Raw genomic sequence first — 26,829 nt, 5'->3', positions numbered from 1 at the left:
CGATGCCAGCACGCACTTGGGGCCGTTTCGCTCCCTCAAGAACCATGGGGCTGTATCAAAGGCACCTCCCTTTAGAGCGGGACCCAAAGCAGACTCCGCTCTCCTTTGACGGAAAAGGACTGGCAACGGCGGCTCTGCAGTTGCAAAGTATAGCCATTCATCAGTGGAAACGTTGGCATTTGGTATCATTGTCCCGACATCGGCGACCTTGTTCCCGAGAACTCCCTTCCCCGCGTGGTGGATATGGTCGTGGAGTCCATCGACAGATCCATCCTCACGGCGCTCTATCCCGGAGGAGGATGTCCCGCCCACGACCCACAGGTTATGCTCAAAGTGGTGCTGCTGGCCTACGCCCAAGGCATCTGCTCCTCCCACAGGATCGCCCAGGCGACGTGTGAGAACGTTGAATTCCTTTGGATCTGTGTCATGCAGCCCCTCGACCACAGCACCGTCAACCGTTTCCGTTCCGAGCACATCTGCCCCGTCTCCGAAGAGGTGTTCTCAGGTTCATGTCCCTCTTGGCCGACATGGGCCTCGTCACCCTTGACGGCACCAAGATCGAGGCGAATGCGAACAGGCTCAGAGGAGGAGAGGCTCGCGGCCGAGGGACCCAGCGACGTCGACTCCGAGACCATCGCCGAGGCCGCACGGCACATCAACAAGCGTATCAGGGAGAAAGGCGTGGGCAAGTGTCTCAAAGACGACGCAGGCAAGGCGCTTCGCCGCGTCGAGCGCATGCTCGAGGGCGAGTGGAGAGAGAAGATGGTACACAACGAGAGAAACGCCACCGACCTCGCAGGCCGTGGCTTCCTCTCCAAGACCGACCGCGATGCCACCTTCATGCGCGCGGAGGATGACCACATGGGAAACGGTCAGCTCAAGGCCGACTACCGCGTGCAAGTGGGGAGAGGGGAGCCGTCGGCTCGGGGGCCCATCCTCTGCCAGTGGCTCCCTACATGGGCTCAATGATGGCCGAGTTGGCGACCACCTTGAGGGCGCCACCACTCAGCGTGTTGCTCACGGGGCAGCTTGCTTCCACGTCCTTCACGAGGGCATCGCAACTCTCCTGCGACGACTCCATCTGGAAGTGGAGGGTTATGCGAATCTCCTTGAAGCCGTGGTAGTCCGAGAGAGCAGAGCAGCAGCTCGACCGGGTTCATCCCCTTGCCGGTGCCCTTGGAGGCGACGGGCTCGTCGATGGGGGTGTCGTGGTTGCTGCCGGCGGGGCAAGGACGAAGACCGTCCCGACCCCAACGGTCACCTTGATGAGCGTGCAACGCGTGAGCATCTCCCTCATGAACCTCCTCCCTGTCGCACCCGGCGCGCGAGTCGCTGCGCGGCCCGCCTCATGCATGGTTCCGTGCCAGGCCTAGATCATCTCGATGAAGGCCTGGATGCGGGTCGTCAGCTGGCCCGTGTCCTCGTTGGAGTAGTCGGTCGAGATGTGCATGTAGGGGATGCCCGCCTCTTCGGCCGCCTTCCGCATCGTGAACGACTCCATGTCGTAGAGCGTGCAGAACTGGAGCGAGCAGTCGACGATGCCGTCGGCATGCAGGTTCTTGGCCATGCCGATGACGTCCTTCATGCGGCCCTCGTTGGGCGTGAAGATGGCGCAGTTGATGTCGTAGTAGCGCTCCGCTATCCGGTCGAGCATCTCGTCGACCGTCTCGCCGGACTCATCGACGAGATCCTTGTAGTAGCGCGAGCCCGTGCAGCACTCCTCGCCCACCACGACGGCGCCGGCCTGCTCGATGAGGGTAAAGAGCTTCCAGAACGGGACGGGCATGGGCGTTCCGGTATATAGGACGCGCTTGGTGCCCTTGGGGGCCACGCCTACGCCGTCCCTCACGCGCCGCTCGCACTCGTCGGCCATGGCGTTGATGGCTGCCGTCAGGCGCACCGGGTCGTCCATGAAGGCGGCCTGCACGGTGAGGAGGCAGTCCAGCCCAGAGATGGGGGCGGGGTCCGCCGCCCGCGTTGCGGACAGGCGCTGGAGCGCGCGGCGCTTCTCGTTGACGAGCCTGATGGCCGCCCTCAGGCCCTCTTCCGTGATCTTGACCCCAGTCTCCTGTTCCACGCGCTGGGCCAGGAGACGTACCTGCTCCCTATAGGAGGCAAGGGCGGTATCGGTCTTGACGTTGGGAACATCCATGATGTGCATGGGCTTCTGCGTGCCGAAGAACTCGTAGGCCTTCTTCTTGCCGTCGCAGGTGTTCTCGCCCACCACCAGGTCGCTCGACTCGATGTAGGGGCAGACGCGCCCCAGCTTGAAGCCGTTGAAGCTCTTGATGAGCGGACAGGTGTTGTGGGGGATGTGCTTCTCCACCTTGTCCGTGGCCCAGTCGGCGCCGGAGCAGAGTCCCACAGAGATGCCTCGGGCGGCCATGATGACTTCCTCGGGCACGTAGAGGCAGAACGAACCCACGATCTTTGTGGCGGTACCGGCCTCCTTCTGGTCGAGCATCTCCTGGATGCGCCCGGAGTGGATGTTGGCGACCACGCTGTCGAGGTAGTCGGTGCTCGCCGGGCGGTTCTCCTGCACAAGGAACGAGTCCTGGAACATCTGCCCCACCGCTGCCAGTAGCCCATCATGGGCCTCGACGTCCATGCCTAGGCTCTCCCACATGGGATGATAGTCGACCTCTGCCATAGCCTCTCCTCTCCTTTGGTGGCCTTGGGCCACGCCCCTCCCTTGGCAATCCCGGGCCTTGCTCCCCCTCGTGCAGTCCGTATGCATGAACCCAGTATTTCATGAATTTGATCATATTTTCTGCCCGAGGCTACCCCACTGGAGGCGCAATCACGTAAGCGGTGGCAGTCGCTACGGCAAAGGCGAGGGACATCGAGAAAGCGCGCGTTGAACCGAGGTCACCTCGCGTTTGCCCAGTTGGGAATTTTCAACGTGAATCCAACGCACACTTGGCCTGGCTCCTAGTGGGCGAGTACCTCCTCGATGATGCTGCGGGGATCCCCGACGCGCGACTCGTCGAGCTGGCGATAGTCCGCGCCCATCAGACGGGCAGGGTCACGGCAGCTCCACCACGCGCAGGTCGCCACCCATGAGTGCGGGCAGCGCGCGGACGGCCGTCGTCTTGCCCGTGCCCTTCTCCCCCTGGATGAGGACGCCGCCGATGGTGGGGTCGACCAGGTTGAGGACGAGGGCGCGCCGCAGGTCGTCCTGGCCGACGAGGGCGCTGAAGGGATAGCTCGCCATGACGAGCCCCTACACCGCTACGATGTTCACGAGGCGCCCGGGCACGACGATGACCTTCCTCACGTCCCTGCCGGCAATCTGCTCGGCCACGGCCTCGCGGGCCGCCGTCTCGAGCTCGTCCTTCGGCGCGTCCACCGCCACCTCGATGTGGGCACGGTTCTTACCCTTGACCTGCACCACGATCTCGACCATGTCGCTCTTGGCCTGCTCGGCGTCGAACGCGGGCCAGGGCTCGTCGTAGACGGAGCCTGTCTGGCCCAGCGCCTCATGGAAGAGCTCCTCGGCCCAGTGCGGGCAGATGGGCGCCAGCATGGCCACCAGGTCGTGTGCCACGCGCCAGCACACGGAGGCGGCGCGCTCGCCCTCGGCGGTCTCCAGCAGGTACTTGCTCGCGGCGTTCGTGAGCTCCATGCATGCGGAGATGGCCGTGTTGAACTGCCCGCGGTCGAAGTCGGCCGTGCAGCGCAGGCCGAGCTCGTGCAGGGTGCGGTTGAGCTCCTTGGCCCTGGCGTCCAGCGTCGTCACGTCAAGCGGCGCCGCAGCGTCACCGGCGTTGGCAAGCTCCCACACCACGCGCCACGCGCGCCTGATGAAGCGGTTCGCGCCCGCGACGGCATCCTCGTCCCAGTCGAAGTCCTTCTCGGGCGGGGCAATGAAGAGGATGGCCAGGCGCATCGTATCCGCGCCATACGGCCCGATGACGCTCGAGGGCGGCACCACGTTGCCCTTGGACTTGCTCATGGTGTCGCCGTTGGCATCCTTGACCATGCCCTGGCAGAGCAGGTTGGTGAAGGGTTCGTCCGTGCCCACGAGGCCGAGGTCGCGCATGACCTTGGTCCAGAAGCGCGAGTAGAGCAGGTGCAGGATGGCGTGCTCGATGCCACCGATGTAGTTGTCGACGGGCATCCAGCGGTCCACGGCCTCGCGCGAGAACGGTGACGCATCGTTGTGCGGGTCGCAGTAGCGCAGGTAGTACCAGCTGGAGCAGGTGAAGGTATCCATGGTGTCGGTGATGCGGCGGGCCGGCTTGCCGCACTTCGGGCAGGTGGTCTCAAAGAAGGGTGCGTACTCGGCAAGCGTCTCGCCCGCACCGAGGTCGAGCCCCTCGGGCAGGCGCACCGGCAGCTGGTCCTCGGGCACGGGGACGTCGCCGCAGTCGTCGCAGTGGATCATGGGGATGGGGTTGCCCCAGTAGCGCTGGCGGCTGATGAGCCAGTCGCGCAGGCGGAACTGCACCTTCGCGCGACCGCAGCCATGCTCCTCGAGCCAGCCGAGGATGGCCGCGACGCCCTCCGAGTGCTTGCCGCCCTTGAGGCCCGTGAACGCACCGGACTGCACGAGATATCCCTCGATGGCCATGGCGCCGTCCCAGTCGACGTCGCGAACCACGATGTCCCTCTGATCCTTGAGGCGCTCGTACAGCGGACCATCCTTCTCGCAGATGATGGGGACGATGTCCAGGCCATACTTCTTGGCGAACTCGAAGTCGCGCTGGTCGCCGCAGGGCACGCCCATGACGGCGCCGGTGCCATAGTCCATGAGCACGTAGTCCGCCACCCAGATGGGAAACGGCTCGCCCGTGATGGGATTGATGACGAAGCGGCCGGTGGGCACGCCGTGCTTCTCGCGATCGGAGCCCTGACGCTCCACGCTGGAGACCCTCTCGGTGGCAGCGCGCAGCTCGCGATAGGCGGCCTCGTGCTCGGTGCCCACGACCAACTCCTCGGCAAGCTCGCTCTCGGGCGGCAGCACCATGAAGGTGGTGCCGAAGAGCGTGTCCGCGCGCGTCGTGAACACGGTAATGGTGCGATCCGTGGGCGTCACACCGTCCTCGTCCGCCAGCCTGAAGTCGATCTCGGCACCCTCGGAGCGGCCGATCCAGTTGCGCTGCTGGGCCTTCACGTTCTCGGGCCAGCCCGTGAGCGTGTCGAGGTCGTCCAGGAGCTCCTGGGCGTAGTCGGTGATCTTGAGGTACCACTGCGAGAGGTTGCGCCTCTCGGGGATGGAGCCGCACCTCCAGCAGCGGCCGTCCACGATCTGCTCGTTGGCGAGCACCGTCTTGCAGCCGGGGCACCAGTTGACCGGCGAGGTGGCGCGGTAGGCCAGGCCCCTCTTCCACATCTGGATGAACATCCACTGGCCCCAGCGGTAATACTCGGGGTCGCAGGTGTTGAACATGCGGTCGTAGTCAAAGGAGAAGCCCATGCGCCTCATGGTGCGCACGGCCCGGTCGATGTTCTGGTAGGTCCACTTGGCCGCCTGCGTGTGGTGCTTGATGGCGGCGTTCTCCGCCGGCAGGCCGAAGGCGTCGAAGCCCATGGGGTGCAGCACGTCAAAGCCGCGCATGTGCGCCTGGCGGGCCATGGCGTCGCCGATGGTGTAGTTGCGCGCATGACCCATGTGCAGGTCGCCGGAGGGGTACGGGAACATCTCGAGCACATACCGCTTGGGCTTGGCGGGGTCCTCGTCGGTCCTGTAGAGGCCCTCGTCCTCCCACCTCTGCTGCCACTTGGTCTCTATGGTCTGGGCGTCATACGACGGGTAACTCGTGTTTTCGCTTGCGCTCTCGCTCATGGGGAAGACCTTTCCTGCATGCGGACATACGATGAACGATTCTAGCAGGTATTCGACTTGTCCCGGCACAACGGGGACAAGATGAAGCTAATGGCGCCATCGCCAGTCGTGGCTCGCAGAGACATCCCCATATCACGCGCAAGGGAGTGTGCAATAGAAAGACCCAAGCCCATGCCAGACGCACGGCGCGAGGCATCTGCCTTCCAAAAGCGATCGAAGAGATGAGTCATATCCACCGCTTCCCCCTCCTTCAAGTCGTTTGTAATGCTAAGGCTCCATTGGTTTGCATCGCCCTGCTGGAAAAGGGAGGGCGGGGACACCCCATGACGCAAGGCATTAACAACGAGATTGTCAAGGACTCTCCGAAGGGCCTCTCGATCGGCAACAACTCGAAGCGCTTCGTTTTCGAAGCTGACACGCGGCTCCCATCCCCGTTGGCGAAACTCGATCTCATGATCGTCAAGAACTTCAATCAGTAATGTCAGCACTCCCACCTGCTCATATATGTAGCTGCGATCGGGATCATTCGCCCGCGCGTATACCTGCAGCCTGTCAAGCATGCCCTCAGCCGCATCTATTCTTTCGACTGCGGCATCAAGGCGCGCTTGTATCCCAGGATCGTCTACTGTCCTTCTTGCAAGCTGCACGTATCCCTTCACACCGGTAAGAGGGGTACGCATATCATGACCAAGAGCAGACAAGCCCCGCCTGAAGGATCTCTGCTCCGCAAGGCTTGCACTCAATTGCTGCTGCATGAGAGCGAGGTGGGCATTCACTATCCGGGCAAATCTTCTCCATCCTCGGCTAGCAAGCATTGCCCCCATGTGAATGCTTCCCAAAGAGGTCTTGTCCTCGAATATTCGTCCCTGTCGACGAATCTCACCCTCATAGATAAGGCTCGCAAAAAGAAAGCCGAGTGCCACTCCAACTATCAGGCCAATCAATGTCTGCTCCAGCGTCCAAGCGCACATATGCCTACCAACACCAGCAGAAGGACGGCAACGTCCACAAGCAAGATGTGCCACAGCGGATCGATTCCCGCATTCCCCAAGATCGTAAGCACCCTGTTGGCAACGTCCGATTCGGTACTCCCATATATGTCAAAGAAAATCTGAGAACCTTGTCCCAACAGCTGGCCATTGCAATAGGGAAGCAATGTTGCAATCCGCGAAAGAGCGGGCCATTGCCGCGCAGCCATCATGAAAGACGCCCATACGGCCATGCCAATAATCCCCGATCCCATTGCTGCACCGACCACCATTCCCTTCGTTCGACTTTTGAGAACGGCAGTCAACAGCAACGAAAGCGCAGCATAAGCGGTGAGATGCAGCCATGCAAGTACAAGCCACCCGGTAAGCATCCAAGCCTCTTCCGAAAAAGAGAACGAGAATCCTCTCGCGATAAGCGTCAACCGAGATGCGCCCGCAGAAAGCAGCAACACCAAGGCAGATGCCATTGTGCAAAGGACGACCTTTTCAAGGAGATAGAGGCGCCTGGAGCAGCCCGTTCCCAGTAGATTGCACTCATAGCCCCATACGAAGTCGGATGACATGAGGCCCGCACCAAAAAGCGAGATAACAAGCGTCAATGAGCCACCCGCAAGAAAGGCCTGCCCCCACGCTTGCGTCAGAAACTTTGCGCTTTCGGATGCGGGCACACTTGCGCCATACCACCCATGCACGCCAAAGACGAGTGATGCAGATACACCAAGACCCAAGCCCGACTCCGACACAACGAGTGCTGACCAAGCACCTAAGGCAACAACGATGACAGCCAGAATCCAACACGGCCTAGTCCGCGATATGCGATAAAAATCTGATAATAACAGATTTGTCATGATGAGTCCCTTGCACCATCCAAAAGCACCTCTTCAGGACTCCTCCTTGACCTGTACATCTCAAGTACCTCTGCGTCCATATCGTGCAGCAACCCAGACAGCAGGTACTCATCGGTATCCCTTATGCAAAGATAGTCCTCTCCTGTCATCATATCGCGACACGATTCGATGCAGTCGGGTCCCAAGGATTCCTCAAGTAGAACCATAACCCTCGGCAAATCAACAGTGCGAAGCCTAATTGAGCCATCGCATTCGACCAGCAGGCGTGTCGTGGAAACCTCACGCTGTAAGCGCCCCTGTTTCAGGACACCATAATGTGTCGCCATTGACTGGAGCCAGCCTATTCGTCGCGAGGCCATGACGATGGTAATCCCCGTTTCCTCGTTAAGTGTAAGAAGGGTTGAGCTAAGTTCAAGGGACGAACGAGAGTCAAGCCCCACAAATGGCTCATCCAATAAGAGCAAATCGGGCCTATTGACAAGGGCGAGCGCGATTCTGATGCGTACACGCTGGTCGACTGAAGAATATCTAACACGAACCTTAATATCGTTCACACCAAGGGTATCCAGAACCTCAATACAGCGAGCTCGGGCGTCAACCAATCCACTGGCCAAGGCCTTGATCATGAGATTATCAAGCGCAGTGAGATATCCAATGGTGGATTGTGGCCCAAGCATCGCCCCAACACGAGTTCGGGAATATCGCGTCGAACGGTTACCGAACAAGATGACTTCACCCGTATCAGCAGCCATCAGCCCAGAAGCTAGGCTCAGCAGCGTTGTTTTTCCAGACCCCGCATCACCGACAAGCCCATAGATCGCGCCATTCTCTACATGCATCGACACCGCATTGACGGCCTTCACCCTACCCCACACCTTCGTTAAGGATGCTGTCTCGAGGGCGTTCACGCGGGGATTTCCCCATCATCTTGTGGAACAACGAGCCTGAATCCTACACCCCAAACGGTATCAATGTAGGAATCGGTCCCCGTCGGCCTCAGCTTTGTTCGAATGTTCGATATATGGACATTCACCGTCCCTGCATCATTGGAAAAACGTTCGCCCCAGGCAATTTCGAATAGCTCTGGACGCGTAAAAACCCTTTTGGGATGGCTGACGAGCGCCTCGACGAGATTGAACTCTATGCATGTCAGAGACAACGAAACCTTGTCGATCTCAAGCGTCCTGCAATCCCGGTCCAGCACCCACCTACCCACTGAGACCCAACTACGGCCGATCTTCTCGGAATCCTCATGTCTCGTGTGACGCAGTTGGACGCCGACGCGTGCTATCAGCTCCGCTATGTCAAAGGGCTTGGCCAGATAGTCATCTGCGCCAAGCGACAAGAGATCTACCTTGTCCGAAGTACTTCCACGGGCAGATATAATGAGTATGGGTATAGTGCTATCTCTTGACCTTATGGCACTCACGACCCGCTCTCCCGGACACCCCGGCAACATGAGGTCGCAGATGACCAGATCATAGGGCTGGGCCCCAAACTCTCTCAGTGCATCGTTGCCAGCATAGCTTGCATGGCACTCATATCCCTCGGCACTCAAGCAGTCCATCACGATGGTCGAAATGTCCCGGTCGTCCTCTACCACCAATACCTTTTCGTGCATGAGAACCGACATCTCCCGGGACATCCTGCCACAATTTGGATTATAGCCATTCAGCTCATACGTTATTTTTCCATGGCGCATCTTATGACTTTCTTAGTATCTGCTTTATTTGACCTTAAGACTGATCGAGCACAATGCAAAGCATGGTCGACCAGCATGCAATCGCATTCAGAACGAGAGGAAGAGTTGAGGATTGCCATGGATAACCAAGATCCGCGCCAGACCATAGATGATTTCATTGTCGAAAACCCCATGGAACAGAAAGAACTCGAGAAGGAACTTGAGACATGCAGGCTCGAGGATGTCCTTAGCCCTGTATATCTCTTCCAGAACGTAAACGCCACTTTCATTGGCTGGTAGACCAACGAGGGGCCCGTGGCCTCCATGGAGTCCACGGGCCTTTCCGTGTACCATTTTGGACAATCATCATGAAGCTAATTGATTACTCGGTCGGATTTAGAAACAGAACGGTACTGAGTCATGCGGATGTCTCGTTTCCCGCAGGTCGTATCAACCATCTTCTAGGCAAAAACGGCAGTGGCAAGTCTACCTTCGCCAAGTCGCTCGCGGGGCTCATACCACACGGGGGGATCGTGTCCACCCAAGGTGGAGAAGTGAGCGTAATCGGAAGCTACAGCGGTCTGCCACTCGATCTCCACGTATCTGATGTCATCAGAGCCGCAGAAGCACACTCTGATGGCAATGCCTGCCGTAGGCTGTATCAGGGCCTGAACATAGCCTCAATCCAGGAAGGTCTAAGGCTTAGGAGACTCAGCGACGGCCAGAGGCAGAAACTCAAGATTCTCTTCTTTCTCTCCAAGAACCCAAAAGTCATCGTGCTCGACGAATGCACTTCCGCACTCGATCAGACAAGCACGCGAACGATACGGTCGTTCTTTAACAAGTACCTTAATCGCCCGGAAATAACCTCTATCAACATTACCCATGATCTGTCTGATCTCACAGAAATGCCAGGAGCCAACTATCTCCTTGAGGATGGGCACATAGAGAAGGACCTTCCGACGAAAACCATAGTAAGGCGCTATATAGGAGGTGGCGTTCCATGCTAGTCGAACTTCGACGCTTCTCTCATGGCGTGTATCTCCCCATCACGGTCGCGCTGTCCATGGGCCTGTTCGCTCTTGGGTATGTCATGCAGATTCCCGCCTATCCTGACGGAGTCGACCTTGAGGGGACGTTGCTCGGGACCTACGTCGTTCTTACACAACTGGGTGTCTTCATACTTCCTGCCTTGGCGGCGTCCTACGTCTGTCTCGACTTCAGCGAGAAATCCATCCTCTTCTATCGAGACCTAGGAATGGGCTCGGTCCGCTACTTCGTTGCGAAGGACCTATGTCTCATACTGTTCTTCACGCTAGGAGCTACCATCGGGCTGTCCGTTACCTGCCTTCACTTTGGCGATTTCCGACCTTTCCTCAGCATGTTGCTGCACTTTGTAGCAGTCATAGTCACATACTTTTCCTTCTATACGATGCTTGCTTGTATCCTTGGAACCTTCATCAGGTCGTACTTTGTCAGTTTCATCTACTCGCTCGTTGCACTCTATGTCGCCCTCTCAAACGAATCCCTGAGGTTCCTACAGTTCTTTGAGCAAAATGGCTTCGTCTACAAGGATCTTGAAAGGAACATCACCGATCTCTCGACCTTCACGGCAAACGAGATGCCTCATATCCCCCTCTGTCTTGCCTATGCCCTTGGGATCGCAGTACTCAACATTCTTGTAATTCTCTTATTGAAAAAGAGGTGGCTTGAAAATGGTATTCGATAGCGTGGGACTCGTGCTAACCGATGACTGCAACGCACGATGCAAGATGTGTTGCGCTGGTAAGCCGGAGCTTCAGGAGCAACATCACACTCTTACGCATCAAGAACTCACGGCAGTGCTCAGTCAGATAAAAGAGGTAAGGTCGATCACATATGTTGGTATCACAGGTGGTGAGCCAATGATGCATCCAGATCTCGTACAAGCTGTGTGTGACTACGACTTCGGCCGCCCTATGAGAATATCACTCAAAACAAATGGCTTTTGGGGAAGAGACCCAAAAAAAGCAAGCTCGTTTCTTACCAGGAATAGTCAGCGAATCAAATATATATCGTTTAGCTATGACGAATTCCATTGCAAATACGTCGACCTAAATAGCATCAAAACGCTCATCGATCTCGCTTGGAACAAAGGAATACCCACAGATATCGTAGGATGCTTCCTGAAAGACTCCATGAGTGCGGGAACCGTCTTAGATATGCTTGGCGAATATGCCTATCGTTGTAATTTCCTTTATCAGCCCGTTATGAGAACGGGTCTGGCAACTAATTTCGATGAAGAACGCTTCATTCGCCCTTATCGATTTGGAAAAGAGAAGCTGCCTTGTTCAGTGGCCCTCAAGCATACGCTGCTCATCAACACCGCACTTCAAGTCTATCCATGCTGTTCACAAGTGGTTGAAGGTACGATTCTGAGAATCGGAGATTTGACAGTAGAGCCTCTCTCTAAGGTTATCAGTCGGACGAAACACAATAAACTGCTTGTCTCATTGTTCACAAAAGGGCTGACTCCATTCCTAGATGTCATCTCAGATGAGGCTGACTGTCCAAGTGAGTTTTCAACCCCATGCGAAGCATGTGAATATCTATTCCGTGACACTCGATTTTTCAACCAGTTCCGCAATGAAGTCCTCAACTAAAATCATTAGGGGGCGAAGAGCTCTCTATATTGAAGATTCGCCGTCAAAGCTGCAATTAATAAGGGTGGATGGTAAGTATTACCATCCAGACACAAAAACATATGAGCAGATTCGAGACAATGACATACTTTGGGGCAAGCTAGTGATTTCGGATGATGCTCTCCCTCTATGCATTGAAATCGCCCTCATATTTGCTGGACTTTTGCTTTCTCTGCTATCTTCTCCACATGCAAGTCTATGTCCCCTACCACTGTCAATCATATTTATTGTAGGAAATGTAGCGATGCATGAGCTAGCTCATGCATTAGTGCTGCATTTTTTCTATTCTGCGGCCAAGATAGGCATTGGATTCAAGTTCACTTTTATTTTTCCCACATTCTATGTAGACACATCAGATAGCTATTTACTACCTACCTACAAACGTATGGCCGTATATCTCGCTGGCAATGCTGCTAATGCAGCACTCTTGCTCATAGTTTGCTTGGGAAAGCTCAGACTTGGGGGCGCATCAGATTTTGTTTTGCTCACGATGATTACGAATCTTGCACCAATCATGAAGAGCGACGGTTACTATGCAATAGCTGCAGCAACCAAACGCTACAATCTCTGTCAGGAAACTCCAAGGAGAATCCTTGAAGATTGCATCCGAGGCTTGGCGATCTTGTTGATCTCCTGTGTAGTCCTAAGGTTCCTTATCGGATAGAACCGCATGCTAGATAAGTTACATTCATCTTGATCAACGACCTAACGTACGGGTATACGAGTGTACATCTGATGGCATTTTGGACTAGGAATTCAGCTCGATGTGTCATCAGACGACACATCGCCCCTGGTTTTCAGCTATATGCCCAAAACAAGGGCACACTTGTGACAGGGCAGACCGTGTCCAAGCCATCCTTCGAAGACTTCAAGCAACAGGTTGCTGCAGGCCGGAACAGCATAGTATCAGCCATTTTCTACGGAAGCCCCATAGGACACTCGATGTGTGCACAAGGCTATGCAATCGCCACCAAGAAGGCAACCGGCCAAGCCATCAATACCCTTGTAGTCGCTGATGGATGGTATGATTCAGTGATGTACCTCTCATACGTTCCATCGGACTACAGTACGACCTACGGAGCTTTTGTCTATGCGTAGCGCACTCAAGTGGATCGTGTTGCTATCGGTTGCCCTCGCCGCTCTGGGGCTGGTAGCCTACACCCTCTATGAGCAGCCCCCCGACAAAGGGTTGGTGGGAGGCAACGTGTGGGTGCTCTACGAGTGCAGGGGGACAGTCCTCTCGATCGATCAGGAGAGGGGTCTCGTCACAGTGCACGTGGAAGAGACGAGTATGAGTTCCGAGGAAGACTTCGGGGTGGGTGACACCGTACTCTTCGACGTGGCTGCCTGGGGGATAGAGGATCAGCTGGATGACGTGGTAGTCGGCGACACAATCGCGATTGATTTCTTCAGATATAAGGATGAGCAGGGAGCCTACCAGGCTAGTAGAATCACCCTCGCTGCACAGGAAGAGGGCGAGGACACCCCGCGCTAACCCCCAGCTATATCACATCCCACGACGCCACCCCTTAGCCAAGCGTGCGTCTCAGCGACAGAACTGGCACTGAGACGCACGCTTTTGTCATACGCACGCCCGACCAAGGTAGGGGAGACCGCCGTCTCGTGAACAACCGATACGATGGTACCGGCCCTACAGCATGACGACGTTGGTGCGGCTCACGAGGATCTGCGCGATGTTGTACGGCTGGATGATGTCACCGACCTCCACCTGCTCCGTCAGGCCATATCCGTCAAGGCTCACGGCCTCGGAGTGGATGTCCGCCCCCAGTGCCTCGATCATCTTGAGCTGGTCGATGATGTTGCTACCCGTAGTGGTGAGCTTGACACCGCTGTTGACGAAGACGAGCTCCCGTGGTGCCACCTCCTGCAAGGCCATGTCGTAGATGATCTCGCCCATGAGAATGCGGCCGAGCTCCTTGTCGCCACAACCGACGGCCTCCGACCCAATGATGACCGTCGGCTGCTGATCGATCACATCCATGAGGGCAACGGCCCGCTCGATGGGCTTGTTCGTGACGATGGGCTCCGTGGGGGCAAGCGTGATCACCGTGTAGTCGCCCTCGTCTTCGCGCATAAACTTGCAGTGCTGCTCGTCGGCAAGCCTCACCAGGCTCTCAACCGCCATGCCGTCATTGACGGAGACGGCGAGCGTCTCGCCCTCCCTGAGCTCCGACAGCGCCTCGAGTGCCATGATGACCGGCTTGGGGTTGAAAAGATCGCGTGCATCGACTTGCATGGCTCCTCCATCTCCGGCTTGGATGTTGCCGTTCCCCTCCTCTGACATTCACATGTGACTTGTACCTTAGTGCAGATGCGGCACAGCCATTGTTAACACTTACGAACGGCCCCGTTTTCGCTGTTTGCGGTCGGCCAGCGGAGCTGCGGGGCACGCGGGACCTAGACGAGAGCCCCCTTCTCCCGGCGCGAGAGGTCGATGGGACGGATGGCCTTCGCGGGGCACACCTCGATGCAGCTGCCACAGCCCGTGCAGCATGCGTCGTTGATCCGGGCGACGTGGTCCATGACCGTGATGCATCCCTCGGGGCAGGCCCCCACGCAGCGTCCGCAGCCGATGCAGGCGTTGGCACAGGCCTCCTGGGCGCGCTTGCCCATCATGGTGTTGCAGCACAGGACGACGGAGGGACTGTCCGTCTGCGAGCGCTCGTGAATGGCGATGACATGGCGCGGGCATACGTCCACGCAGATTCCACAGGCCATGCAGCGCCCGACGTCGATCGCGGCGACATGGTTCCCGTTGATGCGGATGGCGTCGAAGGGACACGACGCCACACAGTCGCCGAGCCCCAGGCAGCCATAGGTGCACGACTCCGTCATGTACCCCATGAGGTCGAAGACGCGGCAGCTGGGGTCGCCCTCGTAGGCCTCCACGGAGCGCAGGCGGTCGGCGGCGCCGTTGCAGGTGACGACGGCCTTCCTTACCGTGGTGTGACCGGGATCCCTGCCGAGGTAGAGCGCGATGGCGTTGGCCGTGGCCTCCCCTCCCGGCCCGCAGAGGTCGCAGGGGGCGCCCGCGAGGATGGCGCTGGCGTAGCCCGCACAGCCCGGGTTGCCGCACGAGCCACAGTTGAGGCCGGGCAGCATGTCTATGACGTGCCACAGCCGCGAGTCCACCTCCACGGAGAAGAGCCTGGACCCTATCACGAGGATGACGCCGCCCACGAGACCGATGACGACGATGAGGAGGACGGAGTGGATTATCGTCTGCATGCCCTCCCCCTAGACGCCGAAGAGGTTCTCGATGACGCCCGCGAAGCCCATGAAGGCCATCGCCACGATGGCGGCGGCCATGAGTGTGATGGGCATGCCCTTGAAGGCCTCAGGAGGGTCGGCCTCCTCCACCCGCCGCCGCACGCCACAGAAGAGGATCATGGCAAAGAGGAACCCCAGCCCCCCCGCCGAGCGCCGCCACGAGCGACTCCAGGTAGGTGTAGCCGTCCTCGATGGCAAGGATGGTGACGCCCAAGACGGCGCAGTTGGTGGTGATGAGCGGCAGGTACACACCGAGCGACGTGTAGAGCGGCGGGAACTGCTTGCGGATGGCCATCTCCAGCAGCTGCACGAGGATGGCGATGACGAGGATGAAGGCGACGGTCTGCAGGTAGCCGATGCCCCAGAGGTCCAGGAGCTGCTGGATGGGCCAGGTGACCGACATGGCGACGACCATCACCAGCGTGACGGCCGCCCCCATGCCCACGGCGGAGTCAAGCCGCTTCGAGACGCCCAGGAAGGGGCACATGCCCATGAACTTCGCGAGCACGAGGTTGTCCGAGAGGATCATGCCGAAGAGAATCGCCGCGTAGGTCGCCATCAGGCCTCGCCCCCCTCCCCACTTCCGGCGAGCGCTCCCTCGGTCCGCACGAGGGAGACCCCCACGTCAGGCCCGACGCACTCGCTGCCAGCCGTCATGCAGCCCAGGTCGCATGACGCGCAGACCTCCTCCGCCGTGCGGGACGGACGGGCGGCCAGGCCCGCCCGGCGCTGCCGGGCCTGCTCCAGCCAGATGGAGGCCGCCATCACGACGGAGAGGGTGGCGAAGCCCCCCGCCGGCGTGACCATGATGAGCAGGGGCTCCACGGTGGGAGGCAGCAGACGCACCCCCAGGAGGGTGCCCGCGCCCAGAAGCTCGCGGATGGCCGAGACGAGCACCAGGGCAAGCGTGTAGCCCACCCCCATGCCCAGGCCGTCCGCTGCCGCCCTCACGGGCGTGCCCTTGGAGGCGAAGGCCTCGGCACGCCCGAGGACGATGCAGTTGACGACGATGAGCGGCAGGTAGATGCCCAGGCTCTCGTCGAGGGCGGGCGCATGGGCCCTGACAAGCATCTGCACGAGGGTGACGAAGCTCGCGACGATGGTGATGTAGGCCGGCAGGCGCACCGTGGTGGGGATCACCCGCCTGAGGAGCGACACCACGACCCCGGAGCACACGAGCACGAAGGTGGTGGCCGCCCCCATGCCGATGCCGTTCGTGACCGCCGTGGTGATGGCCAGCGTCGAACAGAGCCCGAGCATCTGGCGCAGGACGGGGTTGTCCTTGAGGATCCCCTGGGAGAACACCCCTGACAGGGCCGGTGTCCGCCCGTCTTTGGCCCCCTCGTTCCTCTCGCTCATCCCTGCACCTCCTGGTATGCCTCGATCGCCCGGTTGAACGCCAGGACGTATGCCTTCGAGGAGATAGTCGCCCCACTGATGGTGTCAACGTCCGCGAGGGCGACCTCCTCGGCGGGACGTCCCACGAACTGGTCAGAGAAGTCGGGCTCTGCGACCCGCTTGCCCAAGCCCGGCGTCTCCTCGTTGTCCATGGCAACGATACTCCCGACGCTGCCATCGAGGAAGAAGGAGACGGCGATGGGAAGCTCCCCACCATAGCCCTGAGCCTCGGCCACCACCACATAGCCGATGGGCGCGCCCGTCGCATCGAGCGCGCGCAGCGCCGTGGTGACGCCCTCGACCTCGCAGGGGACCTCCTCGAAGCGCGCAGCGTCGGGCATGAGGGAGCGGTAGGTGGCCTGGGCGCGCTCCCGCGCCGCATCGGCGATGACAGGAGCCGTCAGGGCATTGACGAGGGCGAGCGGCGCGCTCGCCACGAGACAGATGGCAACGAGCACGAAGACAGGCCGGCCCGCCTTGAGGACGAGGGGGAGGATCGCCCCCTCCCGTGGCCTACTCATGGGTCTCACCTCCCCGGTCCCGCAGCCGCACGCGCAGGCTGGGCCTGGTGCCGCCGAGGGGCGTGTCCACCGTGAGCTCGTTGATGTAGGGGGCGAGGAGGTTCATGAAGAGGATCGCGTAGGCGCAGCCCTCGTTCATGTTGCCCCAGAAGCGGATGAGGCAGGTGATGAGGGCGAGGCCGATGGCATAGGCCACCTTGCCCTGGGGCGTGATCGTGGCAGTGGGATAGTCCGGCGCCATGAAGACGGCGCCCAGCATGAGGCCGCCCGAGAGCACCTGGGCCGGGGCGTCCAACCCCATGAGGGCCGAGAGGACGAAGACGAGGCCCACGTAGACGACGGGGATATGCCAGGTGATGGTGTGGGTGGCCAGGAGGTAGGCGAGTCCCACCAGGATGGCCAGGGCGCTCGTCTCTCCGAGGGTGCCCATCTCGGTACCCACGAACATGTCCCAGAGGGGGATCCTGGTCGCCGAGGGGGCGAGCATGGTGGCCGAGCTCACCGCGTCGACGGAGGAGAGCGTGACGCGCGGGACCACCCAGGTGGTCATGGCCGCGGGGAAGGCTATGGACAGCACGATGCGCCCCATGATGGCTGGGTTGGCGAAGTTGCAGCCGATGCCTCCGAAGAGCTCCTTGATGAGGATGATGGCCACGAAGGCACCGACCACGACCATGTAGGTGGGCATGCCCGCTGGTATGTTGAAGGCCAGAAGGACACCCGTGACCGCGGCCGAGAGGTCGCCCACGGTGCTCGGGACCTTCCTGAGACGGCACCACAGCCACTCGAGGAGCACGCACGCGACGACGGAGGTCGCCGTGACGCGCAGGGCATCGAGGCCGAAGAGGACGAGGGACGCCACGAGGCAGGGTGCCAGGGCGATGAGGACGTTCCGCATGATGGTGCGCGTGGTGACGGGCGTCACGAGCTGGGGTGCCGGCCCCAGCGAGAGCGTTACGTTGGGTTCCCTCGACATGTCAGCCCCTCCCTTCCCTGCGACGCTCCGCCTTGAGCATCCTGCGGGCGAGCCCCACGGAGGGGATGAGCGGCTGGTGGGAGGGGCACACATAGGAGCAGGTGCCGCACTCCACGCAGAGGTCCACCATGAGCGCGTCGAGGGCGGCCACGTCCCTGCGCCGATAGGCTCGTTGTATCTCCATGGGCGAGAGCATCATGGGACACGAGTTGGTGCAGGTCCCGCAGCGGATGCAGGCGGCCGTACGGGCGCTCGTGGGCGTGTGGTCCCCAAAGGCCAGAAGGCCACTCTCCTGGCGCACGATGGGGGCATCGAGGTTCACCTGGGCCTTGCCCATCATGGGTCCACCGATGATGACCTTCGTGGGCTCGCGTGCGATGCCACAGTGCGCGAGCACCTCGCGGATGGGCGCACCGATGCACACCTCGAGGTTCTGGGGACGCGCGACGGCATCGCCCGTCACCGTGATGCGCCTCCGTATGAGGGGCATGCCCGTCTGGAGGAACCCGCCGATGGCCGACATGGTCGTCACGTTGAAGAGCATGACGCCCACGTCGGTGAGATGGCCACCGCGCGGCACGGCACGGCCCGTGACCGTGCGCACCAGCACGCGACTGGCCCCCTGTGGGTAGCGGGAGGGCAGCACGTGGACGTCGATCTGGGGCCTGTCCGCGCAGAGCCGCCGCAGGAGCTCGATGGCCTCGGGCTTGTCGTCCTCGATGCAGATGAGCGCGCGGGGAACGCCCGAGAGGTCGAGACAGGTCTGGATGCCCAGGAGGATGTCGTGGGGGTGCTCGAGCATCTCGCGAAAGTCGCTCGAGATGAAGGGCTCGCACTCGGCGGCGTTGACGAGCCAGAGGTCGATGTTGGCGAAGTCGGCGTCCATCTTGAGGGCGGTGGGGAACCCCGCACCGCCCAGGCCGACGATGCCGCTGTGCTTGAGCGCCTCGACGAGGCTGGCATAGTCCGTCACCTGGGGCCTGCGCACGGACGCATCGACGGTCTGCCCGCCGTCCGGCTCGATCACCACCACCTTGTCCGCCCTGCCGTTGGCGTAGAAGGCGTCGCGGACCTCCATCACGGTGCCGGAGACCGGCGAGAAGATGTCGGCCGTGGTGCGCGCCTGGGAGTGGCCGACGCGGGTGCCCACGTCGACGTGCGCCCTGCGCTTGACGAGAGGCTCGCACTGGGAGCCCACATGCTGCTGCATGGGGAGCACGACCCTCGTGGGCAGCGGCATGACCGTCGTCATGAGGTCGCGCGTGTACTTGTTGTGCGGAATCGCCGCGCCACGCAGCTTCCTCACGGAACGCAGCAGCGGAGCCACCGAACCTGACTTTGGTATTTGAACCTCATTTATGGTGCTATGAGGCCCCCTCCGCCACCCTTTTGCCGGCGGAGGGGGCCTTCCCGTTGCCCCTCAGCATGTCGAGCGTGCAGCTCGAGATCGCGCGGACGTCGCCCCCCGTCAGGTTGAAGTGCAGCAGCGGAAGCCCCGTCCTCGAGGCGAGCTCCTCGATGATGGGGGTGCGTCTCGAGACGTTCACGTACCTCCTCTCCGACGCCTGGCAGACGTTGAGCCCGCGGCAGAGCCCCATGACCTCCTCCGAGCGGAACTCGTCGCCCAGCACCTTGACCTGAAGCAGCCTCACCAGCAGCACCGCGAGGTAGCAGACGAGGAAGTGCCCGGTGATGGTGCTCTGCCTCTGCAGGTAGACGGGCCTGGCGTCGAGCTCCGACTTCATCACCCTGAAGCTCTCCTCGACCCGCCACAGTCTGTGGTAGGTGTCGCACGCCTCCCGGGCGGACATGCCGACCTCCGAGGTGACGATCATGTTGTACCCGGCAACCGACCTGGCCTTCCCTATCGCCTCGCGGTTGAGCGTGGCGACCACCCTCGCGCCGTCCCTGACCTCGCCGTCGCCGTCGACGGGGGTGAAGGTGACGTACCTGGCGCTGCCGCCGTACTCGGACCTCCTGGCGGCGGCGAGCCTGAGCGCCCTCGCCTTCTCGACCTGCCTGTTTATCTCGTACGTCTGCTTTCTCGCGAGCTTCGGGCTGTAGGTGACCACCCTCTTCTCGGGGAGGCTCACGTCCCTCCTCCGCCCGCCCCCGCCGGTCACCCTGTACCCGAAGTCGCCCGTGGCCTCCTTGTAGCTCCAGACGACGTTCCCGCGCCCGTCGACGACGTCGGTCCAGCCGCCCTCGGACAGCGCCCAGGCGCGCTCGGCCGCCGGCAGCGCCCTGACCGACTTCGAGAAGATGTATCCGTCGCCGGCGAGCACGGCGTCGGCGACGTTGTCGGCGCAGTTGAGGCCCTTGTCGGCCACCCTCACCGTGCGGCCGGCTATCGCGTTGCGCTCCTTGAGCTGCGCCACCACATGCCTGAGCTGCGGCCTCTCGCTCTCGTTGCCCGGGTAGACGCTCATGCCCATCGGCACGCAGTCGGCGTCGAGCAGCAGCCCCATCCCGACGATCGGCTCGGGCCCGTGCTCCTTGGAGGGCCCCTTCCTGCGGAAGCCGTCCTCGCGGCCTATCTCGAAGTAGAAGTTGGTGCAGTCGAAGTAGGAGGCGGAGGTGTCCCTGGGGAAGAGGCGGGAGGCCCGGTCGTTGTAGATCTCCACGACCTTCTCGTACTCCTCGCCCAGGTAGGCGAGGCCGTCGTAGAGCTGGTCGAGCGAGAACCGCGCGCTCACGCCCTCCATCAGCGGCAGCACGTCGTGGAAGGTCCCGGACTTCGAGCGCGGCGCCACGGCGCGCGCGCAGACGAGCGAGGACAGCAGGCCCGCCAGCGGGAAGCGGAAGCCGGAGGGGACCTGCAGCCAGGCGAGGTCGGCGGCGGCGCCCAGGGCGTCGTCGATCGCCTTGATCGCGAAGTGGCCCAGGTGCCGCTCCGCCGGCTCGGGGCCGATCTCGCGCGCCCTCTCCGCCTCCCTGGCCGCCTTGCGCTCGGCGTTCATCGAGGCGACCTCCGCCCTGAAGTGCGAGATGGGGTCCTCGATCCCGGACTCCCTGAGCTCGTGCTCGTAGCCCACGGCCCTCACCGACCTGTTGACCGTGTGGCGGCGCTCCGGGTCCCAGTGGCTCTCGTAGATCTGCAGGTAGAGGCCCTTCTTGTTCCTGGTCCTCTTGAGGAAGTAGGCCATCCCGTCCCCCTGTCAAGTGATAACACCATAGCACCATATAGGAATTCTACCAGGAGGCAGCCTGTCAAGTCAAGGGAAAGGGCAGAAAAATACCAGCTCGGGGCTGGTTTTCAGGGTGGAAACATGTGCCTGGAATCCCAAAGGGTCGTGGTGCTAAACGCTAAAAACGGGTGCTATAAGAATGGGTGAGTTTCTCAACTTTTTTCGCATGTTACACAACCGCGGGCTCGAACGGCCCTGTCCCAGCCGCCAAGCGGTATGTCATAGTCCATTGCGCGTCGCCGGGGATGCGACCGATGAGCGCGCCATCCCACCACGGGGGGCATCCATCGTGAGGGCAGTCCACGTCGTGAGGACCTATCGGGCCACGTTCGTGGTCGGCATCGCCGTGATGGCCCTGCTCGTGGGCTCCTTCGTCGCGGGGGGCCAGACACGCCTCCCCACGGAGGGCACTCCCGTCGCCGTCGTGCACGATGCGGACGGGCACATCTGGCGGCTCCCCTTGGACACGCCCACCACGCTGGAGGTCACCTCGTCCCTCGGATCCAATACCATCATGGTCGCAGACGGTGCCGCACGCATGACGGACGCGGACTGCCCCCACGGCTCGTGCCTGCGACAGACCCCCATCAGCGAGACCGGCCAGCAGCTCATCTGCCTTCCCCACCAGCTGTGGGTCGAGGTCGTGCCCGCGCGAGGCGAGGACACGGCACAGGACGGCACGCAGGCCGACGTCGACGCCGTGGGCTGGAAGGACGAGAGACAGGCCTTCGACGTGGATGTGACGGCCCGCTGACATGGGAAGGCGCCGACAGAGGAGGGTCGCAGACCATACGCTTCCCTGGGAGCGCGTGGGTGCCCTCGTCGCCCTCGCGCTCGTCCTGGGGTACCTCGAGTCCTTCGTCCCTGCGCCCATCCCCGGTGTCAAGCTGGGCCTCGCCAACATCGCCATCCTCGTGGCCCTCTATGAGTTGGGGGCGCGGGCGACCCTGTGCGTGTGCGTGGTGAAGGTGCTTGCCGTGGGACTCCTCTTTGGCAGCCCTCTCATGATTGCCTACTCCGCCCTGGGGTCGCTCCTCGCCCTGGGAGGCATGGCCCCGCTCTCCCGCCTGCGGACGCTGCATCCCGCCATGACCTCGGTCGTCGGTGGCATCCTCCACGAGCTGGGACAGCTCTGCGTGGCCTGGTGGCTGCTGGGGACGTCCCTCGTGTGGTATGGTGCACCGCCGCTGTTGGTGGTGGGTGCGCTCACCGGGGGGCTGACGGGCATCCTGGCCGGTTGGGTCCTCGAGGCACTCGGGGACATGACGGAGCCTGGTGCCAGACCGGCGTCCTCGGCCTTGCGGCCCCCCGAGCGCCATGTCGCCCTGGCGACGGGCGCCGCACCCGCCCGGCATGCGGGCGCACGCCTCGCCCTGCTTGTCGCCTACGCTGTCGCTCTCGTGCGCCTCGGGTCACTCCCCCTGCTCCTTGCGGCCACCGGCGCCACCCTCGTGGCCTGCCTGGTCGCCCGCGTACGGCCGCGCCTGGCGGCGCGAGGCCTCGTCCCCCTGCTCCTCCTGGCGTTGCTCACCTCTGCCCTGCAGGTTGCCACGGTGAGCTCCGGCCTGGTGCTGGCCTCCCTGGGGCCCGTCCTCGTCACGAGCGATGGCCTGGCGCAGGCCGCTGCCATGACGCTGCGCGTCCTTGCCATCACGCTCGCGAACGTCGCATTCGCCTCGCATGTTGGCCTGGAGGATCTCGTCCCCACCGTGCGGCGGGCCCTCTCACCCCTCGACAGGTTGGGCTTCGATCTCGAGGGGCCGCTCCTGGCGCTCTCCATCGCCACGGGCCTCGCCCCCCTGCTCGCCGATGATTTGGTCTCCTGCTGTGCCGACCGGGGGGCGCGCATGCTGACGCGCACGTTCTGGCGGTGGGAGGTCGCCCCCCGCGTCGCCCGCGCCTACCTGCATGCCAGCGGCGCGCCGCCGCTGACGGCCTCGCGGACGGATGGAGGTGCCCCGGATGACCGGCCATGACGGCGAGCGTGCCCCGCGCGTCTGCTCCCGGCGTGCGTTCCTGCGGTCCCTGGCCCTACTCCCCCTCGCGGCCAGCCTCCCCGCTTGCGCGGGGGGCCTGGCCACCCCGGGCGCGCCCTAGGAGCTGCAGACCACGACCTTCTGCTTCGATACGGCCTGCACCCTGCGTGGCGTGATGACCCAGGACGTGCTCGACGGGGTGGTCGAGCTCTGCCGGACCTTCGAGCGGCTCCTCTCGCGTACCATAGACGGGAGTGACGTGGGGCGCATCAACGCCACAGCCGGCACCTCCGTGGAGGTCGATCCCAGGACGGCGGAGCTCATCCGCCTGGCGCTGGGCTACTGCCGGGAGTCGGACGGACTCTTTGACATCACGATCGGCAGCGTGAGCGAGCTTTGGGACTTCAAGGGGGGCATCGTGCCGGACCCCGCCCAGATAGAGGCGGCGCTCCCCCACGTGGACTACACCAAGGTCCAGGTGGAGGGGAACCTGGTGACCCTCCTCGATGCCGACGCCAGGTTGGATCTCGGCGGCATCGCCAAGGGCTACATCGCCGATGCCCTCATCGCACAGCTGCGTGAGGCAGGCGTCACGAGCGCCTTCGTGAACCTGGGCGGTAACGTCATGGTCATGGGTGGCAGGCCCGACGGCAGTCCCTGGACGATTGGCGTCCAGGACCCTGCGACAGACGCCGGCGAGGGGATCGTCGCCGAGGTCTCCCGCAGCGATGCGTCCGTGGTCACGAGCGGCCTCTACGAGCGTTGCTTCGAGCGGGCCGGCATCACCTACTGGCACATCCTCGACCCCAGGACGGGCTACCCCGTACGCGGTGACGTGGTGGGGGCGACCATCCTCTCCGAGCGCTCCCTCGATGGCGACGGGCTCACCAAGCCCCTCTTCATGCTCCCCGTACCCGATGCCCTCGCCTACCTCGAGTACCACGGTGTCCAGGGGCTCCTCGTCACCGGCGGGGGCGACATCCGCACGACCGGGGCGAGCGACTTCGGGCTGGTGGGCAGCCGCACGCGGAACGAGTGATGACCAGTCGCGAACCTGCGCTAGAATTCCCTTGTATGTGCACCCGACCACGGTGGGAGGAACCATGGCAGACGGCATGCAGGACCTTGGGATGGAAGCGCCCGAACCACAGCTCGAGTTTGGGGATCTTGCCCCCCAGGCACCCGAGCCCTCCCCCATCACCGAGCCCGCCCCCACCGACGCGGCTGCGACGCTCACGCCCCAGGAGCGCGAGCAGGTCTCCGCCTTCGTCGAGAAGATCGACGTGAGCGACACCGCGGGCGTCCTCGCCTACGGCGTGGGGTCGCAGCGCAAGGTCTCCGAGTTCTCCGAGCGCGCCCTCTCCGGAGTACGGGGACGCGACCTCGGCGAGGTGGGCGACGACGTCACCTCCCTCATCGTCACGCTCAAGAACTTCAGTCCCGACCAGGAGGAGGCCAAGGGCATCCGCAGCCTCTTCCGCAAGGCCAAGGGCAGCCTGGACGCGCTCAAGGCCCGCTACAGCGAGGTGGAGAAGAACGTGCGCGCCATCGCCGAGGTTCTCGAGGGGCACCAACGCACCCTCATCAAGGACATAGCCCTGCTCGACCAGCTCTACGCCCTCAACGAGGCCTACTTCAAGGAGCTCACCATGTATGTGGTGGCCGGCAAGGAGAAGCTGGAGCAGGTGCGCACGGGCGAGCTTGCCGCCCTGCAGGCCAAGGCCCGGGAGTCGGGGCTCGCCGAGGACGCACAGGCCGCCCGCGATCTCGCCCAGAAGTGCGACCGCTTCGAGAAGCGCATCTTCGACCTGGAGCTCACCCGCCAGGTGGCCCTGCAGACGGCCCCGCAGATTCGCCTGGTCCAGAGCTCAGACGCCGTGATGGCCGAGAAGATCCAGTCCACCGTGGTCAACACCATCCCGCTCTGGAAGAACCAGATGGTCATCGCCCTGGGCATCGAGCATGCGACGCAAGCGGCCCGCGCGCAGCGCGAGGTGGCGGACATGACCAACCAGCTCCTCAAGAGGAACGCCGACCAGCTCAAGGTGGCGACAGTGGAGTCTGCCCGCGAGGCCGAGCGCGGCGTGGTGGACATCGAGACGCTCCGCCACACCAACGAGCAGCTCATCTCCACGCTCGACGAGGTCGCACGCGTGCAGTCCGAGGGCCGCGAGAGGCGTCGCCAGGCCGAGGCCGAGCTCACCAAGATCGAGGGCGAGCTCAAGGCGAAGCTGCTGGAGGCGTCGCAAGCCTCCTAGCCCGCCGCGGCCAGGCACCCTACGCCTGTATGCCCCCGTCCTCGGTCAGGCCGTCCTGCGCGAGCATGGTGCTCATGACCTTCAGGTCGCCCCTGAGATCCCACGCCTGCTCTCGGATGAGCTCCTCCGAGAGCTTGCCAAGGGCCACATCGAACTGGGTGAACGCCTGTCGCAGCTCAGCCTTGGTGGCCTCGGACTGGGGACTCGGCTCGCGTCCCTCGATCTCCACGTAGGCATCCACCAGCTGCGTGGCGGTAGGCAGATAGTATGTGACGGCATGGCGCAGCTGCGGGGCCACCTCAGGGTGGCGCGCGACGAAGTCGGAAAGGTTCGAGACCTTGGTGGCGACACTGTCGAGCAGGAGGTAGACCTGCCCCTCGCCCAGCCTGGGCACGGCCGCATGCACGCGCGAGACGAAGGCTGAGCAGGCATCCATCACCTCGTGGGCCTCCGTTGAGAGCGTCTGTTCCCATGAGGCGCGTTCGGCAGCCTGACGCAGGGAGGCATCGCGAGCCGCACAATCCGCCTCCCACGGGGCATCTGTCAGATAGAGCGTCTCGGTACCCAAGGGGGTGTCAAGGTGGCCGCGCGGAATGAGCCCCCGCTCGATGGCCCCACGGACAAGGGGTCTCAGGCGCTCGACGGGCGTGGATGTGAGAGCGGCGAGATCCGTGAGGGTGACCATCTGGCGCTCGCCCAGGGCATCAGCCGCACGCGAGAGGGCCTTCGTCATGCGGCGACGCTGCACCCCCTGGCATATGAGCATCACGGCGCCGATGGCAAGGACGATGCTGACGAGCCCGAACACGATCGACAGCACCGCACGGCCAAGAGCCAGAAGGACGATGGCGAAAATCCCCAGAGCGGGAACCAATGTGGACAGCAGCAGGACGCCCGTGACCATCCTCACGACGGCACCGGTGCTCCTGTCGCAGACGATGTAGGGCGAGGGCGCAGGTCCCATGAGCCCCAGCTGCCGGGCAACCCCACGAGCCGCCTGGCCCAGCGAATGGGCGGTGCCCTCGAAGTCTATCTTCGAGACCGCCTGGCTCACCTGCCGCACGAGCTCGCTGCCCTGCTGCTGTAGATCGCGCATGTCCTTGTCGCCCATCGTCACTCCCTGGAAGAGTCCGTGCACGTCCCCTCGCCTGGCATCTGATTCTAGCAGTAGCGCAGGGCAGGGGCCTTCCCCCACACCCCATGGGAGCGCCTCGCCAGGACGTGCCGCCCACCT

The 26,829-nt window shown here is 62.2% G+C and carries 29 protein-coding genes and 2 pseudogenes; 13 read left to right on the top strand and 18 right to left on the bottom strand.

Features of this window, described 5'->3' with window-relative positions:
- Positions 1-159: 159 nt before the first annotated feature.
- Positions 160-456 (top strand): annotated as a pseudogene (locus tag J2S71_RS12345) (transposase); the annotation flags it as partial.
- Positions 457-567: 111 nt separating this feature from the next.
- A complete protein-coding gene (locus J2S71_RS09140; protein WP_040651813.1) occupies positions 568-969 on the top strand; it encodes a hypothetical protein in 402 nt (133 codons plus the stop codon).
- Here J2S71_RS09140 and J2S71_RS09135 read toward each other — a convergent pair.
- From J2S71_RS09135 to J2S71_RS09100, 8 genes and pseudogenes are all read right to left on the bottom strand, one after another.
- A pseudogene (locus J2S71_RS09135) lies at positions 953-1,108 on the bottom strand (hypothetical protein); the annotation flags it as partial. The gene J2S71_RS09140 and the pseudogene J2S71_RS09135 overlap by 17 nt on opposite strands.
- 261 nt (positions 1,109-1,369) lie before the next feature.
- Positions 1,370-2,650: a double-cubane-cluster-containing anaerobic reductase gene (locus J2S71_RS09130; RefSeq protein WP_021726353.1), complete on the bottom strand. Its 1,281-nt coding sequence runs from the start codon at positions 2,648-2,650 to the stop codon at positions 1,370-1,372.
- A gap of 375 nt (positions 2,651-3,025) precedes the next feature.
- Positions 3,026-3,214 carry an ATP-binding protein gene (locus J2S71_RS09125; protein ID WP_021726354.1) on the bottom strand — a complete coding sequence of 63 codons (189 nt, stop codon included), beginning with the start codon at positions 3,212-3,214 and terminating at the stop codon, positions 3,026-3,028.
- Between the two features lie 9 nt (positions 3,215-3,223).
- Positions 3,224-5,788, bottom strand: a complete 2,565-nt coding sequence (leuS, locus tag J2S71_RS09120) for a leucine--tRNA ligase (protein ID WP_307391097.1) — start codon at positions 5,786-5,788, stop codon at positions 3,224-3,226.
- A gap of 41 nt (positions 5,789-5,829) precedes the next feature.
- Positions 5,830-6,732 (bottom strand): sensor histidine kinase, encoded by a 903-nt coding sequence (locus J2S71_RS09115; RefSeq protein WP_307391094.1) that lies wholly within the window; start codon positions 6,730-6,732, stop codon positions 5,830-5,832.
- Positions 6,729-7,625 carry an ABC transporter permease gene (locus tag J2S71_RS09110; RefSeq protein WP_307391092.1) on the bottom strand — a complete coding sequence of 299 codons (897 nt, stop codon included), beginning with the start codon at positions 7,623-7,625 and terminating at the stop codon, positions 6,729-6,731. Before J2S71_RS09110 ends, J2S71_RS09115 begins: the two co-directional genes overlap by 4 nt.
- Positions 7,622-8,533, bottom strand: a complete 912-nt coding sequence (locus J2S71_RS09105) for an ATP-binding cassette domain-containing protein (RefSeq protein WP_021726343.1) — start codon at positions 8,531-8,533, stop codon at positions 7,622-7,624. Before J2S71_RS09105 ends, J2S71_RS09110 begins: the two co-directional genes overlap by 4 nt.
- On the bottom strand, positions 8,530-9,258 hold the full coding sequence (locus J2S71_RS09100; protein ID WP_307391087.1) for a response regulator transcription factor: 729 nt from the start codon (positions 9,256-9,258) through the stop codon (positions 8,530-8,532). The genes J2S71_RS09105 and J2S71_RS09100 overlap by 4 nt, the downstream gene beginning before the upstream one ends.
- Before the next feature lie 186 nt (positions 9,259-9,444).
- Between J2S71_RS09100 and J2S71_RS09095 the strand changes: the two genes are divergently transcribed.
- The 7 genes from J2S71_RS09095 (at position 9,445) to J2S71_RS09065 (ending at position 13,482) form a co-directional block, all read left to right on the top strand.
- The gene (locus J2S71_RS09095; RefSeq protein WP_021726346.1) at positions 9,445-9,606 is read left to right on the top strand and encodes a hypothetical protein; all 162 of its coding nucleotides are present in this window, start codon (positions 9,445-9,447) and stop codon (positions 9,604-9,606) included.
- A 68-nt stretch (positions 9,607-9,674) separates the two neighbouring features.
- Entirely contained in the window at positions 9,675-10,316 is a 642-nt protein-coding gene (locus J2S71_RS09090) for an energy-coupling factor ABC transporter ATP-binding protein (RefSeq protein WP_021726351.1), read from the top strand.
- Positions 10,310-11,035, top strand: coding sequence for a hypothetical protein (locus tag J2S71_RS09085; RefSeq protein WP_307391083.1), 726 nt, complete (start codon positions 10,310-10,312; stop codon positions 11,033-11,035). Before J2S71_RS09090 ends, J2S71_RS09085 begins: the two co-directional genes overlap by 7 nt.
- Positions 11,036-11,045: 10 nt before the next feature.
- Complete coding sequence (locus J2S71_RS09080) at positions 11,046-11,948, top strand: radical SAM protein (protein WP_307391079.1); 903 nt, start codon at positions 11,046-11,048, stop codon at positions 11,946-11,948.
- On the top strand, positions 11,932-12,651 hold the full coding sequence (locus tag J2S71_RS09075; RefSeq protein ID WP_307391077.1) for a hypothetical protein: 720 nt from the start codon (positions 11,932-11,934) through the stop codon (positions 12,649-12,651). The genes J2S71_RS09080 and J2S71_RS09075 overlap by 17 nt, the downstream gene beginning before the upstream one ends.
- A 164-nt stretch (positions 12,652-12,815) precedes the next feature.
- Positions 12,816-13,085 (top strand): hypothetical protein, encoded by a 270-nt coding sequence (locus tag J2S71_RS09070; protein ID WP_307391075.1) that lies wholly within the window; start codon positions 12,816-12,818, stop codon positions 13,083-13,085.
- On the top strand, positions 13,078-13,482 hold the full coding sequence (locus J2S71_RS09065; RefSeq protein ID WP_307391072.1) for a hypothetical protein: 405 nt from the start codon (positions 13,078-13,080) through the stop codon (positions 13,480-13,482). The genes J2S71_RS09070 and J2S71_RS09065 overlap by 8 nt, the downstream gene beginning before the upstream one ends.
- Positions 13,483-13,638: 156 nt before the next feature.
- On the opposite strand, the gene yedF is transcribed toward J2S71_RS09065, so the two are convergent.
- The 9 genes from yedF to J2S71_RS09020 form a co-directional block, all read right to left on the bottom strand.
- Complete coding sequence (yedF, locus tag J2S71_RS09060) at positions 13,639-14,244, bottom strand: sulfurtransferase-like selenium metabolism protein YedF (RefSeq protein WP_307391069.1); 606 nt, start codon at positions 14,242-14,244, stop codon at positions 13,639-13,641.
- A gap of 161 nt (positions 14,245-14,405) precedes the next feature.
- Positions 14,406-15,236, bottom strand: a complete 831-nt coding sequence (locus J2S71_RS09055; RefSeq protein ID WP_307391066.1) for a 4Fe-4S binding protein — start codon at positions 15,234-15,236, stop codon at positions 14,406-14,408.
- A gap of 9 nt (positions 15,237-15,245) precedes the next feature.
- The gene (locus J2S71_RS09050; protein WP_307391063.1) at positions 15,246-15,368 is read right to left on the bottom strand and encodes a hypothetical protein; all 123 of its coding nucleotides are present in this window, start codon (positions 15,366-15,368) and stop codon (positions 15,246-15,248) included.
- Positions 15,346-15,837, bottom strand: a complete 492-nt coding sequence (locus tag J2S71_RS09045; protein ID WP_307391060.1) for an electron transport complex protein RnfA — start codon at positions 15,835-15,837, stop codon at positions 15,346-15,348. The genes J2S71_RS09050 and J2S71_RS09045 overlap by 23 nt, the downstream gene beginning before the upstream one ends.
- Complete coding sequence (rsxE, locus tag J2S71_RS09040) at positions 15,837-16,637, bottom strand: electron transport complex subunit RsxE (protein ID WP_307391057.1); 801 nt, start codon at positions 16,635-16,637, stop codon at positions 15,837-15,839. Before rsxE ends, J2S71_RS09045 begins: the two co-directional genes overlap by 1 nt.
- Positions 16,634-17,197 carry an RnfABCDGE type electron transport complex subunit G gene (locus tag J2S71_RS09035; RefSeq protein ID WP_307391054.1) on the bottom strand — a complete coding sequence of 188 codons (564 nt, stop codon included), beginning with the start codon at positions 17,195-17,197 and terminating at the stop codon, positions 16,634-16,636. Before J2S71_RS09035 ends, rsxE begins: the two co-directional genes overlap by 4 nt.
- Positions 17,190-18,173, bottom strand: a complete 984-nt coding sequence (locus J2S71_RS09030; protein ID WP_307391051.1) for an RnfABCDGE type electron transport complex subunit D — start codon at positions 18,171-18,173, stop codon at positions 17,190-17,192. The genes J2S71_RS09035 and J2S71_RS09030 overlap by 8 nt, the downstream gene beginning before the upstream one ends.
- A 1-nt stretch (position 18,174) precedes the next feature.
- On the bottom strand, positions 18,175-19,500 hold the full coding sequence (gene rsxC, locus J2S71_RS09025) for an electron transport complex subunit RsxC (RefSeq protein WP_307391048.1): 1,326 nt from the start codon (positions 19,498-19,500) through the stop codon (positions 18,175-18,177).
- Positions 19,501-19,537: 37 nt separating this feature from the next.
- A complete protein-coding gene (locus J2S71_RS09020; protein WP_307391045.1) occupies positions 19,538-21,319 on the bottom strand; it encodes an IS1634 family transposase in 1,782 nt (593 codons plus the stop codon).
- Between the two features lie 331 nt (positions 21,320-21,650).
- Between J2S71_RS09020 and J2S71_RS09015 the strand changes: the two genes are divergently transcribed.
- The 4 genes from J2S71_RS09015 to J2S71_RS09000 all read left to right on the top strand — a co-directional run bounded on the left by J2S71_RS09015 (position 21,651) and on the right by J2S71_RS09000 (position 25,595).
- Entirely contained in the window at positions 21,651-22,115 is a 465-nt protein-coding gene (locus J2S71_RS09015) for a NusG domain II-containing protein (protein WP_307391043.1), read from the top strand.
- Between the two features lies 1 nt (position 22,116).
- Positions 22,117-23,337, top strand: a complete 1,221-nt coding sequence (locus J2S71_RS09010; RefSeq protein ID WP_307391040.1) for a Gx transporter family protein — start codon at positions 22,117-22,119, stop codon at positions 23,335-23,337.
- Positions 23,338-23,461: 124 nt separating this feature from the next.
- Positions 23,462-24,376 carry an FAD:protein FMN transferase gene (locus tag J2S71_RS09005; protein WP_307392461.1) on the top strand — a complete coding sequence of 305 codons (915 nt, stop codon included), beginning with the start codon at positions 23,462-23,464 and terminating at the stop codon, positions 24,374-24,376.
- A 64-nt stretch (positions 24,377-24,440) separates the two neighbouring features.
- Complete coding sequence (locus J2S71_RS09000; protein ID WP_307391037.1) at positions 24,441-25,595, top strand: toxic anion resistance protein; 1,155 nt, start codon at positions 24,441-24,443, stop codon at positions 25,593-25,595.
- Positions 25,596-25,614: 19 nt separating this feature from the next.
- Here the strand turns inward: J2S71_RS09000 and J2S71_RS08995 are convergent, their stop codons facing one another.
- A complete protein-coding gene (locus J2S71_RS08995) occupies positions 25,615-26,706 on the bottom strand; it encodes a hypothetical protein (protein WP_307391035.1) in 1,092 nt (363 codons plus the stop codon).
- Positions 26,707-26,829: the final 123 nt, after the last annotated feature.

Source organism: Olsenella profusa DSM 13989 (assembly GCF_030811115.1).
In the GTDB taxonomy this organism is placed as follows: Bacteria; Actinomycetota; Coriobacteriia; order Coriobacteriales; family Atopobiaceae; genus Olsenella_F; species Olsenella_F profusa.
This window is presented reverse-complemented; position numbering and strand designations above follow the sequence as displayed.